Origin of the sequence: Bacillus mycoides (assembly GCF_018742245.1) — a bacterium.
Lineage (GTDB): Bacteria > Bacillota > Bacilli > Bacillales > Bacillaceae_G > Bacillus_A > Bacillus_A cereus_U.
On the sequence record NZ_CP036132.1, the window covers coordinates 3311770 to 3330047 of the forward strand.

The window sequence follows — 18278 nt, forward strand, 5'->3', positions numbered from 1 at the left end:
TATATGTACGATATTAACATTTAGAGATTTTCTATTAACTTTCATTATCAGAAAATTCTTATTAATTAATATTCTACTATTTTTTTGAGTTTTGTAAAGTATTTTTGTGAATTTTCTAAATGTTTATTTTTTTATGATAGTAACTTGCTATTTTACTATTACTACTATATAAATTATCCCCCACCTACTATATGTAAACATACCTCTCCTTATTCTTCTCTATTGCTAATTTCTATCTTTTCCTTATCCATATGAAATCTTTTACTATATTTATCTTTCCACCGTTGAATTCTTTTCGAATATCCTACAGTAAAATTTAAAAAGTGTCCTCAACGCTTCTCAAGAATTCAATAAGCCTTATTCTCCTTATACTAAAAAAAGCATTTCAAAAGCATATTAGCCACTTTTGAAATGCTTTCATGTTATTTCTTTCCGCCACCCTCAGTTACATACGCCCACTTAAAGCTATATTCTGGACTGATGTTGTGTTTCACAATTCCTTTTACATTCGGTTTCATTACATATGATCTTCCTGTTTGATATAAAGGAACTAATCCTGCATCTTCTTCAAGGAATAATTTCTCTGCTTTTCCTAACGTTTCCCAGCGCTTCTTCGGATCAGATAATAATTCATTACCTGCTTTTTGCACCATTTCATCGTATTTTGGATTCGAATAACTCATTTGGTTATACGGGCTCTTCGAGTCAAACATATCAATAAATGTCATTGGATCCGCATAATCTGGGCTCCAGCCTGCATAAGAGATTTCATAATCTTGCGCTGACTCTAATTTTAATTTTTGTTTGAACGGCTGAATTTTCGTATTAATCGTTACACCTTTTAAATTTTTCTCAATTTGATCTTTAACATAATCAGCAATCTTTTTCGCAGTTCCATCATCATAGCTTAGTAATTCAATTGTAACTTGATCTTTTCCAAGTTCCTTTTTCGCTTCTTCCCATGCAGCTGCTGCTTTTTTCGTATCTTGTTTCAGACCATTTTTAAACGTATCTTGGTAATCTTTACCGTCCGGCCCTGTCGCAAGCCCTTTTGGAACCAATTGATCTGTTGCTTTTGATCCATTATTTAAAATAACGTTTGCTAAGCCCTTTTTATCAACTGATAACGCAATTGCTTCACGCAGTTTTTTGCTCTTTAATGGTGTATCCTGTCCGTTACGCTTTTGATTTAAACGCAAGAAGAATGTACTTGATTCTGCATACTCACCGTACTCATCTTTATTCGATTTATATTTATCTACAAACTCTCCTGATAGTAGTGTGAAATCAATTGATCCTGTATCATATAAATTTACTTTCGTAGCAACTTCTTTTACTACACTATAATTAATTTCTTCTAATTTCACAGTCTTATTATCCCAATATTTATCATTTTTCTTCAACTGCCATCCTTGTTCATGTTTCCATGAAGACATAACGAATGGTCCGTTATACACCGTTGTATCTGCTTCTAAACCAAACTTATCTCCTTTTTCTTTTACAAACTTTTCATTTAATGGATAGTATGACGGGAATGCTAATAAATTTAAGAAATATGGTACTGGTTTTTCTAATTCTACTTCAAGTGTATAATCATCTACCGCTTTTGCACCTAATTCCGTTGCAGGTTTTTCACCTTTATTAATTGCCTCGGCATTTTTTATATAATAAGCAATAAACGCATATTCTGCAGCTGTGTTTTTATCAAGTAAGCGTTGCCATCCAAACACGAAATCTTTCGCTGTTACAGGATCTCCATTTGACCATTTCGCATCTTTACGTAGTTTAAATGTATATTTTTTACCATCTTCGCTTTTCGTACTTGATTCTGCGGCAGCAGGAATAGGCTTATTATCTTTATCAAGACGATATAATCCTTCCATTGTGTTCCCTAAAATTTGTGCCCCTAATGTATCAGTAGATTTAGAAGTGTCCATCGTCGGAATTTCTTGGTTTTCCGTACGATTTAATACTTGCTTCGCTGCATATTTAATATCAGATTTTTTTTCTTCCCCACTATTAGATGTAGTAGTCGTTTTCTTTTCTCCACCTGATCCAGAGCATGCTGTCAATGCAACACTCATCGCTAAAACTGGTACTACAACTGCTGTTAACTTTTTCATCTTTTTTCTCTTCATTTTTGTATCCTCCCCAATTATATGTACAATACCAACCCTTGAGAGACCCCTTGCTAACGATTGACTTTTCAGAAAATTATAACTAATATTATTCTACTCTTTTTTACGCATTTGTAAATAGTTTTATTTTAAATATTCTGATTTTTACCTTCGTAATTTAGTATGATTTATCCCCCATCTACCGTATGTACATACTATCCCCCTTATGCTTCCCTATTTCCTTGCACTACAAATTAGTATTTTAAGCTCAATAAAAAAACATTCCAAAAGTAGAATAACTACTTTTGGAATGTTTTTTTAAATTCTATTACTTTCCATCTTTTTCAGTAATATAAGTCCATTTGAAGCTATACTCTGGACTGATGTTATGGTGAACAACGTCTTTTACATTCGATTTTTGAACGTAAGCATCACCACGTTGGTATAGAGGTACAAGCGCTACATCTTGCTCAATAAGTAGTTTTTCTGCTTTTCCTAACTCTTCCCAACGTTTCTTCGCATCACCCATTAATTCTCCGCCAGCTTTCTTAATCATTTCATCATATTTCGGATCAGAGAAGCTCATTTGGTTATGAGAATGCTTAGACTGGAACATATCTAAGAATGTCATTGGATCTGCGTAGTCAGGTCCCCAACCAGCATATGATAAATCATAATCTTGCTCTGTTTCTAACTTCAGTTTTTGTTTGAATGGTTGAAGTTTAATGGTAACTGTTACACCTTTTAAATTTTTCTCAATTTGATCTTTAACATATTCCCCAACTTTTTTCGCATTACCTGTATCATAGTTTAATAGTTCAATTGTAACTTGGTCTTTACCAAGTTCTTTTTTCGCTTCATCCCATGCAGCAGCTGCTTTTTTCGCATCTGGCTTGATACCATTTTTAAATGTTTCTTGGAAGTCCTTACCGTCTGGTCCAGTTGCTAATCCTTTCGGTACTAAGAAGTCCGCAGGTTTAGATCCATCATTTAAAATAACAGTTGCTAAATTCTTTTTATCAATTGATAACGCAATTGCTTCACGTAATTTTTTGCTCTTTAACGGTGTATCTTGTCCACCACGTTGTTGGTTCATACGCAAGAAGTACGTACTTACTTGTGAGTATGTTCCAAACTCATCTTTATTATTTCTATACTTATCAACAAATTCTCCTGATAAAAGTGCAGAATCAATTGCACCTGTATCATATAGGTTTACCTTTGTAGCTACTTCTTTTACTACACTGTAATTAATTTCATCTAATTTTACAGTCTTTTTATCCCAATATTGATCATTTTTCTTTAGTTTCCAGCCTTGTTCATGTTTCCAATCAGTAAGAACGAATGGTCCGTTATAAACTGTTGTATCAGATTCTAAACCGTATTTATCGCCTTTTTCTTTTACGAATTTTTCATTTAATGGGTAGTACGATGGGAATGCAACTAGATTTAAGAAGTATGGTACTGCTTGTTCTAATTCAACTTCAAGCGTAAGGTCATCTACTGCTTTTACACCTAATGTAGATACTTCTGCTTTCCCTTGGTTAACTGCTTCTGCATTTTTAATTGGAAATGCGATAAACGCATACTCAGCAGTTGTTTTTGGATCTAATAGACGTTGCCATGCAAATACGAAGTCTTTTGCTGTTACTGGATCTCCATTTGACCATTTTGCATCTTTACGTAGTTTAAATGTATATTTTTTACCATCCTCACTCTTCGTGCTTGATTCTGCTGCAGCTGGGATTGGCTTGTTATCTTTATCTAATCGATATAAACCTTCCATCGTGTTCCCTAAAATTTGAGAACCTAATGTATCTGTATTTTTAGAAGTATCCATTGTTGGAATCTCATTTGTTTCTGTACGATTTAATACTTGTTTCGCTGCTAGCTTTTCTCCTGACTTACTATCTCCACTAGAGCTAGAATTTGTGCTTGTCTTCTTATCTCCACCTGATGTAGAACATGCTGTTAATGCCATGCTCATTGCTAAAACCGGTACTACAACTGCTGTTAGTTTTTTCATTTTTTTCTTTTTCATTTTCTGTACCCTCCCTAATTCTAAACGATATCTATTTAAGAATTTTCTGATAATTCTGTTTTTCTTTATATATTTATCAGACGATTCTTACTACTTCCTATTCTACTAATTTTTTAAAATTTGTAAAGTGTTATTATTAAAAATTTTAAAAAAAATTATTTTTTTACAGTAATATTCATAAAAATTCTGTATAGTTTTTTAACATCATTTTTTTACCGTTACATATACACTAATTTAATAGTGTTAATTATGTTTTCTAATAAATAGACTGTGGATTGTCGTTAATAAATAATGTATATTATTAAATTGACCCTCCCGTTTCAGCCTCTCTATTAATTAAACTTTACACATATTAGACGGAGTATCCTAGAAAAAGGTTCCCTTCTTTTTGAATATTTCTATAAGAAAAAATGTAAACATTCCATTTTGACTATCTACTTAAATGTTTCTCTAAAAGATATCCCTTCGAATTTACAAACGAAAAAAGCCCACTAATTAAGTGGACTTTCTACTTTACAACGGTAAATCCCTCTTCCTAAACACTACAATTGCTACTATGAAGATACAGAGCGCTCCAGCAGTTAAACCTAAACTTACTGGCCATATATTATATGTTCCTTCAGCAATTTCTTTCGGACGAAACAATGTAAACAAGGATATATTTCTCATCCACTCTAACTTATCACTTAATTTCCCTACCATATCTAATACGAAAAATAAGATTGTTAAACTTGCTGAGTAGCTAAGTGCCTTCCTTTCATCATTACATATACAGGAAAAGAAAAATGAATAGGCACTAACTACTAAAAATATTAGCCCTCCGACTACATTTATCTTCAAAAATAATTCTTTATTTAAATTATTATCTTTTAAAAACCATTCTGCACCTAATATACCAGCTACATAAGTAACAATTACAATAATTAGTAGTCCTAATATGAGAACGGCAGCTTGTGTAATTGCAATTTTCACCCTTGATACAGGTGTTGCTAATAAATATGCCATCGCCCCTTTATCTACATGACGAGCAATTAAATGTGTTGCAACCGTGACACAAAAAATTGTTAAAATGATAATAAACAATAGGCTATAATACTCCCCAGCTAAAAAATCCATTACATTTTGAATTGGACTTTCCATTCCAACAATTTTTTTTACACTATCAGGCATGGCACTTATTAATTCATTTAACCCTTTCGCTGAAACCATCGATGGGAATATCCAAATTAATAACCATAAATAAAGCGCTGCACCAGTAGCATAGCTCAATATACTTTTTTGAGTTTCTTTCAAACTAGCTAAAAATAGTTGTTTATTCATGCTTTACCCCTTCTTTCTTCTCGTAATAATGCATAAATAAATGTTCTAAATCCGTCGCTCTCGTTTGAAGTGCCGTTACATTATAGTTTGAAAGTGTTTGTAAAACAGTTTGATAGTTTCCTTGCACAATAATTGATGCCTCTCTACCTTTCACTCCTTCAAATTGCAAATCACATTGTTTAAGAGACTCGATTTCTTCTTGAGATGATACAGTTACATCTATCACCTGTCTTCTCATGCCTTGTAAATCATGAATGTTTTCAACTGTTACAAGGCAACCATCTTTAATAATAGCCACTCTGTCACAAGTTCTCTCAATTTCAGTGAAAATATGCGACGACATAAGAATCGTTTTCCCTCTTTGCTTTTCTTCTAATATTAAATCTATAAATAGTTGCTGCATAAGTGGATCGAGTCCTGATGTCGGTTCATCTAAAATTAGTACTTCTGGATCATGCATAAATGCCGCAACTATACCTACTTTTTGTTTCATTCCTTTAGACATTTTTCGAATTGGTGTTTTCACATCGAATTGCAAACGTTCTATTAATTCATCTCGTCTTTTTATATCTTTTAACCCACGCATTCCTTGCATCAACTTTAAAAAATCTAATCCGTTCATTCCTTCAATAAAAGAAATTTCTCCTGGTAAATAACCAACTTCTCTTTGAATTTTCGCAGCATCTTCCCAACAATCTAATCCGAAAATTGTCGCTTTACCAGCCGTCGGTTTTATAAATCCCATTAAATTACGAATCGTTGTTGATTTCCCGGCACCATTTGGTCCTAAGTAGCCAAAAACTTCCCCTTCTTTCACTTCAAATGTAATATGAAACAAACCTTTTCCATTTGAAAACTGTTTTGTAACATTTTGAACTGAAATCATAAGTCCACCTCATTTTTTGAAATATTTAACATGTGATATTTCAAAATTATTGTACTCCTCATCTTTCATATTCGCAACAACTTTTTGAAATATTTATATGTCCATATTTCAAAAAAATTGTTTTCAATTATTTTTTCTTGTATATTTTAAATGAGGTGATTATATTGAACGGCTTTGAAAAAGTGAAAGAAAAGAAAAAGCGTGCCATTAAAGAGGCAGCCTTCGTATTATTTTCAGAACGCGGATTTAATGAAGTAAAAATAGAACATATTGCAAAAAAAGCAAACGTTTCTCAAGTTACAATTTATAATCATTTTAGAAGTAAAGATGCGTTATTTAGGGAACTTATACAAGAATTTATAATATCTGAATTTCAATATTATAAAGAACTTGCAGAAGAAAAGTTACCTTTTCATGATATGATGCAAAAAATGATTGTAAGAAAAATGAATACGGGCGGGTTATTTCAGCCTGATATGTTACTACAAATGATGCAAAAAGACGAAGAGCTCCGAGAATTTATTTATAGTTATCAAAATGAAAAAATCCTGCCTTGGTATTTAGAAATATTAGAACAAGCACAGCGCAAAAATGAAATTAATCCTCATCTTTCAAAAGAAATGATGTTACTGTACATTCAAATGTTCACTAAATTAGGTGATGATTTCGGGGCACAGCTTCTTGAAGGAGATCGAGAAAAACATATACAAGATATAGTTACAATGTTCTTTTACGGACTTTCTGTTCCGCAAAAATAAAAAAAGACACAGAATCGTGTCTTTTTTATTTTATAGAAATGACTCTACCAGTTTCACTGCTTTCAATTGCCAATTGAATAAGTCTAATAACTTCCAAGCCTTCTTCTGCTGTTACAGGTGGTTTCTCACCATTTACAATACTATCTCTTACACCTTTATAATACATGTCATAACAGCCGACTTCTGTCGGAATACGTACTAACTCTTCTTCTGTTTCTAAAGTAGCAAAATTCTCTTCAGAGTCTGCTCCATAACCATTATCCCCTGGCTTCATTCCAGTTTTTAATTGTTCTTCCTGTGAATCCATACCATACTTCACGATAGAACCCTTATCGCCATGCAGTGTAAAATGTGGTCCAGCTTGTTTCACATAACTGCTACTATGTAAAATGACACGTTTTACTCCGTAGTGAAGTACGACATGGAAATAATCATCAATTTCTGCACCTGGTCGTTGTTTTATTACATCTGCATTTATCGCATCTGGTTTCCCGAATAATGATAACGCTTGATCCATTAAATGCGATCCTAAATCATATAAAATTCCTGAACCTGGTAAATTCTTTTCTCTCCAGCGATCACGTACATGTGGACGGAAACGATCGAAATGCGCTTCATATGCGTATACATTCCCTATTCTATTTTCTTGTAATAGTTTCTTTATCGTTAAGAAATCATTATCAAAACGACGGTTGTGATACACACTTAAAACGACATTATGTTGCTTCGCTAATGAAATAAGTTCTTCTCCCTCTTCAATTGAAACAACGAATGGTTTCTCCACAACAACATGCTTACCGTGTACAATCGCTTCTTTTACATATGGAAAATGAGTTGTATTCGGTGAAGTAATGACCACTAAGTCAATATCAGCTCGGTTTACTAATTCATCAATTGTACCAACAACTTCAGCATTTGGTAATGCTTGTTTCACTACTTCTTCTTTTGATGATAAAATAGCACGGATATCGTATTCTTCTATCGTTTGTAATAACGGGATGTGAAATGTTGTACTAGAAAATCCAAATCCTACAATCCCTACACCTATTTTTTTCATGTTGCCCCTCCATTTGTCCCGCTACTTGCGGGCAGTAAGATCCCTACCTCAAAATTCAACGAATACAAAGAAGTTAGGTGAGGGATCAACTGCTCGTAAAAGCCCGATTGGTTCAACTAATAATCAGTGGGGAATGAAGACCCCCCCCACTGATTAAAGTTTCACTTTATGAGAACGATTTCATTTCATTATTATAACAAGATTATTTTTATATACATAATGATTTGCTTAGAAAAAAGCATCTTGCCATTATTCATAGCAAGATGCTTCCTTTATTACGTTCTTTTCTTCGTCCACGTTTCAATTACTTCACCAGTATCATTAACATCTAGTACTAAACTACCATTACTATACCGGTCTTTATTTCGAAACGCTTTCGGATCAATTTCTTCTACAATGTGTTTCTCTGTCTTCATGTAAACTAATTCATCATCTCGAACAATTTCAATACCGACAATACGGTACGGATTACGTTTTAACTCTTTAAAAATTACAAGGCCGCGCTTCGCCCTCGTTGATTTCTCAATTTCCGATGCCTTTATACGTTTCACAGCACCGCGCTGCGTAACGAGAATAAGTTGATCTTTTTCACCATTTAACGGTTTACCAGAAGCAACATAGTCATCTTCTTTTAAGTTAATTGCTTTCACACCGGCTGCTCTTACACCAACTGGACTTACTTCTTCTTCATTGAATACAAGTGCATATGCGCCATGTGTTGCAAGAACAATATCACTTGTCCCATCTGTCGCAAATATATCAACAACTTCATCATCTTTTTTCAAGTTTACAGCAACGAACGCCCGTGAATAACGCTGCACTTTATATTGGTTTAATTCTGTTTTCTTAATCATACCGTTTCGTGTAACAAATACGATAAATCGTTTTTCCTCTTCAAAATTCGGTACGACTGTTGCCCAAATTAACGCTTCATCTCGCTCGAGTGAAACAAGATTCGCAACGTGTTGACCTAAATCTTTCCAACGAATTTCTGGCATTTCATATACAGGAAGATAAATATAATTTCCTTTGTTCGTAAATAAAAGAACGGTTTCTGTCGTGTTTGTATCGAAACGCTCAAGTAAGATGTCACCCTCTTTCATACCGAAGTCTTTTCCGTTCGATGCATTATGCGAACGCCAACCAGTTCGTTTCACATATCCTTCTTTCGTTACAGTAACGATGACATCTTCTTGCGGAATCATAACTTCCACATCAATTTTAATTTCTTCAATTTCCTCTTCAATTATCGCACGGCGATCATCACTATATGTTTTCTTTACTCTCTTCAAATCTGTTTTAATAACTTGAAGAAGTCTTTTTTCACTTTGTAGAATCGCCTGTAACTCTATAATTTTCTTACTAAGTTCCGCTGCTTCTTGCTCTAGCGCTGTAATATCTGTATTCGTTAAACGATATAATTGCAGTGAAACAATTGCCTCTGACTGCGCCTCTGTAAATCCAAATTTCGCACTTAAATTATCTTTCGCATTACGCTTATCTTTAGACCCACGGATCGTTTCAATCACTTCATCTAAAATTGATAATGCTTTCTTTAAACCTTCTACAATATGTTGACGGTTTTCTGCTTTTCGTAATTCATATTGTGAACGTCTCGTAACAACTTCTTTTTGATGTCCAATATATGCATCCAAAATTTTAGGTAATGTCATAAGTGTTGGACGACGATGATTTATCGCTACCATATTAAAATTATATGGAATTTGCAAATCTGTATTCTTATATAAATAATTTAAAATACCTTCAGCATTTACTTCTTTTTTTAATTCTACAACGATGCGAAGACCTGTACGGTCCGTCTCATCACGCACTTCAGCAATTCCATCTAGCTTTTTATCTAGACGTAATTCATCCATTTTTTTAACAAGGTTCGCTTTATTTACTTCGTACGGAATTTCTGTAATAACGATTTGTTGCTTTCCACCACGAACCGTTTCAACTTCTGCTTTTCCGCGAATAATAATTTTACCTTTACCTGTTTCGTACGCTTTTTTAATACCATCAATCCCTTGAATAATACCGCCTGTTGGGAAATCTGGTCCTTTAATAACTGTTAATAAATCATCAACAGTACTATTCGGATTATCAATTCGCATCATCGTCGCATCAATTACTTCTCCAAGGTGATGCGGAGGAATTTCTGTTGCATAACCAGCTGAAATCCCTGTCGATCCGTTCACTAATAAGTTTGGGAACATTGCCGGTAATACAACTGGTTCTTCACTCGTATCATCGAAGTTTGACACAAATTCTACTGTTTCTTTATCAAGATCACGTAATAACTCAGATGCAATTGGTGATAAACGTGCTTCTGTATAACGCATTGCCGCTGCTGGATCGCCATCAACACTACCATTATTACCATGCATTTCAACTAAAACATTACGTACTTTCCAAGTTTGACTTAAACGGACCATCGCCTCATATACAGAGGAATCACCATGTGGATGATAATTACCGATAACATTACCTACTGTTTTAGCTGATTTACGAAACGCTTTATCATGTACGTTTCCTTCTACATACATAGAATATAAAATACGTCTTTGTACCGGTTTTAAACCGTCACGCGCATCTGGAAGCGCGCGGTCTTGAATAATATATTTACTATAACGTGCAAAGCGGTCACCTAACACGTCTTCAAGCGGGAGGTCATGAAACTTCTCTGCCTGCATGTTATTCCACCTCCGTCTCCATAATCATTTCATTTTCTAAAATATTTCCTTCTTCTTGCATACCAAATTGTACATTACGCTCAATCCATTTACGGCGAGGTTCTACTTTATCACCCATCAATGTCGTAACTCGACGCTCAGCTCTTGATGCATCATCAATTTTCACACGAATTAACGTACGTGTTTCAGGGTTCATCGTTGTTTCCCATAATTGATCAGCATTCATTTCGCCAAGTCCTTTATAGCGCTGCAACATATAGCCTTTACCGACCTTTTTCGTTACGCCACCTAATTCTTCATCAGACCATGCATATTCAATTACTTCACTTTTCCCTTTTCCTTTACTTACTTTATATAAAGGTGGAAGTGCGATAAATACTTTACCAGCTTCAATAAGTGGTTTCATATAACGGTAGAAGAACGTCAGTAGTAACACTTGAATATGTGCTCCATCCGTATCTGCATCGGTCATAATAACAACTTTATCGTAGTTAATATCTTCAACAGCGAACTCATTCCCTACGCCGCCGCCAATTGCGTAAATAATCGTATTGATCTCTTCATTCTTAAAAATATCAGCAAGCTTTGCTTTTTCCGTGTTAATTACTTTACCACGTAATGGTAGCACCGCTTGGAAACGGCGATCTCGCCCTTGCTTTGCTGAACCACCAGCCGAGTCACCCTCTACTAAATACAATTCGTTTTTCTGAGGATTACGTGATTGTGCAGGTGTTAACTTCCCACTTAAAGTACCTTCTGATTTTTTTTTCTTCTTACCAGTACGCGCTTCTTCTCTCGCTTTACGAGCAGCCTCACGTGCTTGCGCTGCTTTAATTGCTTTTCTTACAAGAAGTGTAGCTACATCCGGGTTTTCTTCTAAAAAGTAAGCTAAATGCTCAGATACAATTGCATCAATTGAAGAACGAGCTTCACTTGTACCTAGTTTCCCTTTCGTTTGCCCTTCAAACTGAAGTACGTCTTCTGGCACACGGACAGAAACAATCGAAGCTAATCCTTCACGAATATCTGTACCCTCTAAATTTTTGTCTTTTTCTTTTAATAAAGAAACTTTACGAGCATACTCATTGAACACACGTGTCATCGCTGTTTTAAATCCAGCTTCGTGTGTACCACCGTCTTTTGTACGTACATTATTTACAAACGAAAGAATGTTTTCTGAGTAACCATCATTAAACTGAAACGCTAACTCTGCTTCAATTCCATTTTGCTCACCCGAGAAATATACAACTGGATGAATCGAATCTTTCTCTTCGTTTAAGTATGAAACGAAAGCCTCAATTCCTGTTTCATAATGAAACACATCTTCTAAATCATTACGTTCATCTTTTATCGAGATTTTCATTCCTTTTAATAAGAATGCAGATTCACGTAATCTCTCACATAATGTTTCATAGTTATAATTTGTTGTGCTGAAAATAGTTGTATCTGGTTTGAAGTGCATCGTTGTACCAGACTCTTTCGTTTTCCCGATTTTCTCTAACGTCGTTGCAGGAGTACCACCATTTTCAAAGCGTTGTTCATAAATGCTACCATCACGCTTAATCGTTACTACTAGCCATTCTGACAAGGCATTTACAACTGATGCCCCAACACCGTGTAAACCACCACTCGTTTTATAGCCTCCTTGGCCAAACTTACCACCAGCATGAAGTACAGTTAAAATAACTTCAGGTGTCGGTTTTCCAAGCTTATGCATTCCCGTAGGCATTCCTCGCCCTTTATCAATTACGCTAATACTATTATCTTTATGTATTACGACAGAAATTTCGTCGCCAAATCCCGCTAATGCTTCATCAACGGAGTTATCTACTATTTCATATACTAAATGATGCAATCCACGGCTATCCGTACTCCCGATATACATACCCGGGCGTTTTCGAACGGCTTCAAGTCCTTCTAGCACTTGAATTGCATCTTCATTATATTGGAACTGATGCTTCGCCAAACTCCTTGCCCCTTTCCTAATCAAATAAGAACATATGTTTCTATTATAGAATAACGCCTCGACTATAGTTTTGGCAAGTTATCTTATCTCTTTTATATACTATTTTCAATAGAAAAATCCTTGTTTTTTTTCACAAGGATTCCTCTAGGCTACTATTTCAGAAAAATAATCGTTTGTCAACGAGAAATGGATATGTATTCCAACATTATACATTCCAAACCTTTATCATGATCCAAATGATCAATATCCAAAACGGGATAACAAGTAACAATCCCCAAAAACAGCCTTTAAAAAATCTCATGATGAACACCTCGTTCATCGGCCCTACTTATATAAAAAGTGAAGGCTGAATCAATCTTTCTATCGTTAAAGTCTATACTATTTTGTCATCGCATGCTCTACTTTAATACAACGATCCATTATTACAGTATAGCCTTTTTCTTGTAAAAGTTTATATGTATCTTCATCTTGTACTCCTAATTGTGCCCAGAAAACATCTGCATCAATCTCTACAAACTCTTTCGCAACATCCTTTAAAAATTCTGAACGACGAAATACATTTACGATATCAACATGTTCTTTAATATCTACCAGTGAAGAAACCGCCTTTTCTCCAAGCACTTCATCTACTGTTGGATTTACTGGAATAATGCGATACCCAGCATCTTGCATTGCTTTTGAAACCATATATGATGTGCGTTCTGGCTTATCTGATAATCCAACAACTGCAATCGTTTTACTTTTCTTCAATACTTCACCAATTTCCGTACGAGTTGGGTTTTCAATTGTCATAATTTATCCCTCCTATTCCTTTAGTATATCCGATAAAGAAAGTCTCTTTCAACATGAAAGAGACTTTCTTTTATTCCGATTATTGATTCTTTGTAGCTGAATTATCTGCTAATGTAGCTGTTTTCGTCATTTTTTGACCGTTGCGGTAGAATGTAACTTCTACGTTCTCGCCTACTTTTTTCTTTTCATATAAGTATTTACGGAACTGAAGTGAATTTTCTACTTTTTGATCATCTAATGCTACTACAAGATCATATTGCTCTAAGCCAGCTTTTTCTGCCGGTGACACAGGATAAATTTTAGCTAATACAACACCATTTGTTACTTCTTTTGGTACTTTCAATTGATTTACTGCATAAGCTTGCACATCTTCTAATGAAACAACACCTACACCAAGAGCTGGTCGTTTCACTACTCCGTCTTTTTCAAGCGATTCAATAACTGGTTTTGCAACATTAACTGGAATTGCAAAACCAATCCCCTCAACTTCTTGCTGCGCAATTTTACTTGAGTTAATTCCAATTAATTCACCGTTTTGGTTAAATAATGCACCGCCACTATTACCAGGGTTAATCGCTGCATCTGTTTGAATAACTTGTGCTTGCCAGTCTGGACGTTTGTCTCCATCAATATCTACTGGAATTTCACGTTCTTTACTACTGATAATACCTTCTGTTACACTGCCGTCAAATCCTAGTGGGTTACCGATTGCAATTGCTTTTTCACCAGCACGAAGTTTACTGGAATCACCTAAAGTTGCAACTTTATTAACAGTAGATCCATCAATCTCTACAACTGCTAAGTCTAACCAAGGGTCCTTACCAACTAATTTTGCATCAACTTGCTTTCCGTCGCTCAGTTTAACAGCAAGTTTATTTGCACCGTCTACTACGTGGTTATTTGTTACAATATATGCTTTATTTCCTGACTTTTTATAAATAACACCTGATCCTGTACCAGCTGTTTGCTCTTGTTCTGCTGGTTGCATCGCAAACGGATCAATAGTCTTCTGCATATTAATTACACCAACTACAACGTCCTTTGCGCCTTCAATCATACCTGGCAAATCAGTTTCGCCCTTCACTTTATTAACAACAGGAGCTACAGTACCTTCTACTTGTTGATTAGAATTGAATGACGAAACTGCTGCTCCATTATTTTGCATCCACGGCATGTAAGGTGCTGCAAAACTAATCGAAACCGCCCCGACTACAGCTCCAACTAAACCTGTGAAAAAATATCCTTTTTTACTACCTGATTTTTTCATTTCTCTCGTTTCACTATGCTCTTCATTTAAATTCGGTCCGTCGTAATATCCCATGTTTTATTTCCCCTCTCTGGTGAATTCGTACTTTCAGTATAGTCACAGTTTGTGTCCTTCTTGTGAACTCATCGTGAAATCCAATTAAAAAAATACTCCTATCTATCATTAGTAGACAAGAAAAGTATTTTTTGTACATTTCACCTACAAAGGAGAGTGTAAATTTGCTATATCCAAAAGCCGGGATGCACAGTAACTTAAAGGTTATTCTTCAAATTTGTAACCTACTCGAATAACAGTGCCGATATGCTTCGCCTTATCTCCTAGCTTATTTCGCAGTTTTTTAATATGTGTATCAACCGTTCGGTCATCCCCGTAGTAATCATATCCCCATAACTGATCTAATAAATGTTGGCGTGACAACACAATTCCTCTGTTCTCCATTAAATACACGAGAAGCTCAAACTCCTTATGTGTCAATATAATTTCTTCTCCATCTACTAAAACTGTTCTAGATAGTCGATTCACTTCTATTCCAGCTAATGACATAGTATTTTCTTCTGATACTCCTATCGCTCCATCCGCACGTTTCAATAACGTCTTTGCACGAGCTACTAACACTTTCGGACTAAAAGGTTTTGTTACATACTCATCTGCACCTAGTTCAAAGCCTAGTAATGTATCATCCTCATCAGAACGTGCTGTCAGCATAATAATTGGTACCGCTGACTCTTTTCTAATTCGTCTACAAACAGACCAACCATCTATTTCTGGTAACATAATATCTAACATAATTAAATCAATTGTATGTTCAGCAAATAATTCTAGCGCTTTTTTTCCATCTTCCGCTTCGATTACTTCAAAGCCTTCATTACGAAAATAATCACTAACAATTTCACGTAATCTTCTTTCATCTTCAACAAGTAATACTGTTTTATTCATATAACCTATCCCGCCTTTTTACTCTTTCAATCGAATAATACGTTGATTGGAGCTTCCGCGAAATGGAAGTGTTAAATCTTTTTTATCAAGTTCAAATCTTCCATCAACCAAAACATCCCCATAATGTAACAATTCTATCATATCATTATTTTGAGCACTCTGTATCTCTTCTAACGTGTAACCTGTATAAATCCATAGATTTTTTTTCAGATCCTTCACTGCTTTTGCTACTTTTTTCACTTCAACAGCTTGAAAAAATGGATCTCCACCTGAAAATGTTACATCGGTTAATGAATTTTTTTCAATCTCTTTCACAATTTCTTCTACCGTCATTTCAGTTCCATTGCAAACATTCCATGATTTCGGATTATGGCAACCGATACAACGATGCGGACAGCCCGCAAAAAACACGACTGTCCGCAACCCTTCTCCATCTACTACACTATCATGAATGATATTCATAACTTTCATTTATGCTTCACCCGATCCATCTCTTCACTACGTTTCGCGCTATTCCACTTTGACATATCTCCTACAAGATATCCTGTTATGCGGCGAATTCTTTCTATTTCATTCTCATCTTTATTTCCGCAGCTCGGACATTCATTCCCGATAATGCCATGATAACTACAACACTTACAACGATCGACAGGATGGTTAATTGAGCCGTACCCTACTCCGTACTGCGCCATCGCTTGTACAATTTGCTTTAACGCCTTTTGATTATGCACAGCTGCACCATCTAGTTCAATGTACGTAATATGTCCGCCATTACAAAGAGCGTGAAACGGTCCTTCTAATCGGATTTTATCTATCGCTTGAATATTGTAATACACCGGTACATGGAACGAATTTGTATAATAATTATGATTTGTCACACCGCTAATTTCACCAAATTCTTCTCTATCTTTCTTCACAAACTTTCCTGATAACCCTTCTGCTGGCGTTGCAATTACGGAGAAATTGAGTTGATGTTCTTCCGTAGCCTTATCCATTCTCTTCCTCATAAAGGAAATGATTTCATATCCAAGCTTCCACGATTCTTCATTTTCTCCATGGTGCTTTCCTGTTAACGCTACTAAACATTCTGCAAGACCGATAAACCCAAGACTTAACGTCCCTTGTTTTAAAATCGGCGCCACAGCATCTTCAGGTTGTAACGTTTCTCCGCCACGCCATACACCTTGTGAATATAAGAACTGAAAATCTCTTGCTCTCTTTGTACATTGATAAGCAAATCTCTCTAATAATTGCTTAACGCCTAAATCTAAGTAGTAACTTAGCGCTTCAAAAAATGCTTCTTTTGAACCACTAATTAGCGCTAATTTCACTAAATTAATAGAAGTAAACGATAAATTCCCTCTTCCAATTGCTGTTTCTTCCCCATGTATATTAGACATAACACGAGTACGACATCCCATATAACATACTTCACTTTCAGGTCGACCATCATAATGCACAGCATTAAACGGGGCATCTAAAAACGAAAAGTTAGGGAATAATCGCTCAACTGTCGTTTCTAACGCTAATTCAAATAAATCATAGTTCGGATCACACTCTTCAAAGTTTACGCCTTTTTTCATTTTGAAAATTTGAATAGGAAAAATCGGTGTTTCCCCTTTACCAAGTCCAGCTTGCGTCGCTTTTAAAAGTTGCTTAATTAAAAGCCGTCCCTCTTTCGATGTATCTGTTCCGTAGTTAATAGAAATAAACGGTACTTGGCCCCCGCCCCTACTATGCATACTATTTGAATTATGAACGAAAGCCTCACACGCCTGATACGTATCATTTTCTGTTTCTTTCCATGCAAATTCCTCTATTTGTTCTTTCGTAAGCGGATATGACTGCAATCGTTTTTTATGTCTCTCTACTGTTTTTCTCACATATGGAGCTAAATCAATATCAAAGAGTGCAAACGATTGACCACCGTGCTGCATATTTTGATTCGCCTGAAAAATAATTGAAGAAAGCGCCAACGCACTTTTAATATCTTGCGGTTGTCTCATATGTCCATGTCCAGTATGGAAACCGTCAGCAAGCATTTGCGCTAACGGAATTTGCGAACAAGTCGTCGTTCCTGTTGCATAAAAATCTAAATCATGTGGATATAATATATTTTGATCTATCGCTTTTTTCACTTGATCTGATAGTAAATTTGCTACAGCATAATACTTTGCACTCTCAGATGCGAACGTTCCCATTACTCCCATTGGAGATCGTCCATCTACATTTGCATTTTCCTGCATTAAATCTTGTTCATTACCGTGAATAATTGTCTCAAATACTTTCATTAATCCTTCTCCACGTACATTTTGTTTCAACATTCATAACCCTCCACCAACATGTTGTTGTCTTTTGATTAAAATCATACAACATATAGTTCTTCTGTTCCTGTGAAAAATGTAACATTCCTGTGAAAGTTTTTTTAAAAATTAATGACTT

General features: G+C 35.3%; 13 protein-coding genes. 1 reads left to right on the forward strand and 12 read right to left on the reverse strand.

All coding sequences use genetic code 11. The annotated features are described in order from the left end of the window. Positions 1-422: 422 nt before the first annotated feature. The 4 genes from EXW56_RS16900 to EXW56_RS16915 all read right to left on the reverse strand — a co-directional run bounded on the left by EXW56_RS16900 (position 423) and on the right by EXW56_RS16915 (position 6364). The gene (locus tag EXW56_RS16900) at positions 423-2138 is read right to left on the reverse strand and encodes a peptide ABC transporter substrate-binding protein (protein WP_215596803.1); all 1716 of its coding nucleotides are present in this window, start codon (positions 2136-2138) and stop codon (positions 423-425) included. Positions 2139-2445: 307 nt separating this feature from the next. Continuing rightward, complete coding sequence (locus EXW56_RS16905) at positions 2446-4158, reverse strand: peptide ABC transporter substrate-binding protein (RefSeq protein ID WP_002199700.1); 1713 nt, start codon at positions 4156-4158, stop codon at positions 2446-2448. Positions 4159-4671: 513 nt separating this feature from the next. Next, on the reverse strand, positions 4672-5478 hold the full coding sequence (locus tag EXW56_RS16910; protein WP_215596804.1) for an ABC transporter permease subunit: 807 nt from the start codon (positions 5476-5478) through the stop codon (positions 4672-4674). After that, a complete protein-coding gene (locus tag EXW56_RS16915; RefSeq protein WP_215557318.1) occupies positions 5471-6364 on the reverse strand; it encodes an ABC transporter ATP-binding protein in 894 nt (297 codons plus the stop codon). The genes EXW56_RS16910 and EXW56_RS16915 overlap by 8 nt, the downstream gene beginning before the upstream one ends. A 164-nt stretch (positions 6365-6528) precedes the next feature. Between EXW56_RS16915 and EXW56_RS16920 the strand changes: the two genes are divergently transcribed. Continuing rightward, a complete protein-coding gene (locus EXW56_RS16920; RefSeq protein ID WP_215557319.1) occupies positions 6529-7122 on the forward strand; it encodes a TetR/AcrR family transcriptional regulator in 594 nt (197 codons plus the stop codon). Positions 7123-7147: 25 nt separating this feature from the next. Here EXW56_RS16920 and EXW56_RS16925 read toward each other — a convergent pair whose 3' ends face one another. The 8 genes from EXW56_RS16925 to EXW56_RS16960 form a co-directional block, all read right to left on the reverse strand. Continuing rightward, entirely contained in the window at positions 7148-8179 is a 1032-nt protein-coding gene (locus EXW56_RS16925; RefSeq protein ID WP_002199696.1) for an oxidoreductase, read from the reverse strand. Positions 8180-8454: 275 nt separating this feature from the next. Continuing rightward, a complete protein-coding gene (gene parC, locus EXW56_RS16930; protein ID WP_098988012.1) occupies positions 8455-10875 on the reverse strand; it encodes a DNA topoisomerase IV subunit A in 2421 nt (806 codons plus the stop codon). A 1-nt stretch (position 10876) separates the two neighbouring features. Then, complete coding sequence (parE, locus tag EXW56_RS16935) at positions 10877-12841, reverse strand: DNA topoisomerase IV subunit B (RefSeq protein WP_002087772.1); 1965 nt, start codon at positions 12839-12841, stop codon at positions 10877-10879. A gap of 378 nt (positions 12842-13219) precedes the next feature. Further along, positions 13220-13633: a CoA-binding protein gene (locus EXW56_RS16940; protein WP_002199694.1), complete on the reverse strand. Its 414-nt coding sequence runs from the start codon at positions 13631-13633 to the stop codon at positions 13220-13222. Positions 13634-13712: 79 nt separating this feature from the next. Continuing rightward, the gene (locus EXW56_RS16945; protein ID WP_002111123.1) at positions 13713-14954 is read right to left on the reverse strand and encodes a S1C family serine protease; all 1242 of its coding nucleotides are present in this window, start codon (positions 14952-14954) and stop codon (positions 13713-13715) included. A 204-nt stretch (positions 14955-15158) separates the two neighbouring features. Then, a complete protein-coding gene (locus EXW56_RS16950; RefSeq protein ID WP_002199693.1) occupies positions 15159-15836 on the reverse strand; it encodes a response regulator transcription factor in 678 nt (225 codons plus the stop codon). Between the two features lie 18 nt (positions 15837-15854). Continuing rightward, the gene (gene nrdG / locus EXW56_RS16955; RefSeq protein ID WP_215596805.1) at positions 15855-16307 is read right to left on the reverse strand and encodes an anaerobic ribonucleoside-triphosphate reductase activating protein; all 453 of its coding nucleotides are present in this window, start codon (positions 16305-16307) and stop codon (positions 15855-15857) included. Beyond that, positions 16304-18160 (reverse strand): anaerobic ribonucleoside triphosphate reductase, encoded by a 1857-nt coding sequence (locus EXW56_RS16960; protein WP_215557320.1) that lies wholly within the window; start codon positions 18158-18160, stop codon positions 16304-16306. The genes nrdG and EXW56_RS16960 overlap by 4 nt, the downstream gene beginning before the upstream one ends. Between the last annotated feature and the right edge of the window lie 118 nt (positions 18161-18278).

Coding starts and splice junctions, on each gene's coding strand:
- EXW56_RS16925 (WP_002199696.1), bottom strand. CDS start 8,179: ATGAAAAAAATAGGTGTAGGGATTGTAGGATTTGGATTTTCTAGTACA.
- EXW56_RS16940 (WP_002199694.1), bottom strand. CDS start 13,633: ATGACAATTGAAAACCCAACTCGTACGGAAATTGGTGAAGTATTGAAG.
- EXW56_RS16960 (WP_215557320.1), bottom strand. CDS start 18,160: ATGTTGAAACAAAATGTACGTGGAGAAGGATTAATGAAAGTATTTGAG.
- EXW56_RS16900 (WP_215596803.1), bottom strand. CDS start 2,138: ATGAAGAGAAAAAAGATGAAAAAGTTAACAGCAGTTGTAGTACCAGTT.
- EXW56_RS16910 (WP_215596804.1), bottom strand. CDS start 5,478: ATGAATAAACAACTATTTTTAGCTAGTTTGAAAGAAACTCAAAAAAGT.
- EXW56_RS16905 (WP_002199700.1), bottom strand. CDS start 4,158: ATGAAAAAGAAAAAAATGAAAAAACTAACAGCAGTTGTAGTACCGGTT.
- nrdG (WP_215596805.1), bottom strand. CDS start 16,307: ATGAAAGTTATGAATATCATTCATGATAGTGTAGTAGATGGAGAAGGG.
- parC (WP_098988012.1), bottom strand. CDS start 10,875: ATGCAGGCAGAGAAGTTTCATGACCTCCCGCTTGAAGACGTGTTAGGT.
- EXW56_RS16915 (WP_215557318.1), bottom strand. CDS start 6,364: ATGATTTCAGTTCAAAATGTTACAAAACAGTTTTCAAATGGAAAAGGT.
- EXW56_RS16945 (WP_002111123.1), bottom strand. CDS start 14,954: ATGGGATATTACGACGGACCGAATTTAAATGAAGAGCATAGTGAAACG.
- EXW56_RS16950 (WP_002199693.1), bottom strand. CDS start 15,836: ATGAATAAAACAGTATTACTTGTTGAAGATGAAAGAAGATTACGTGAA.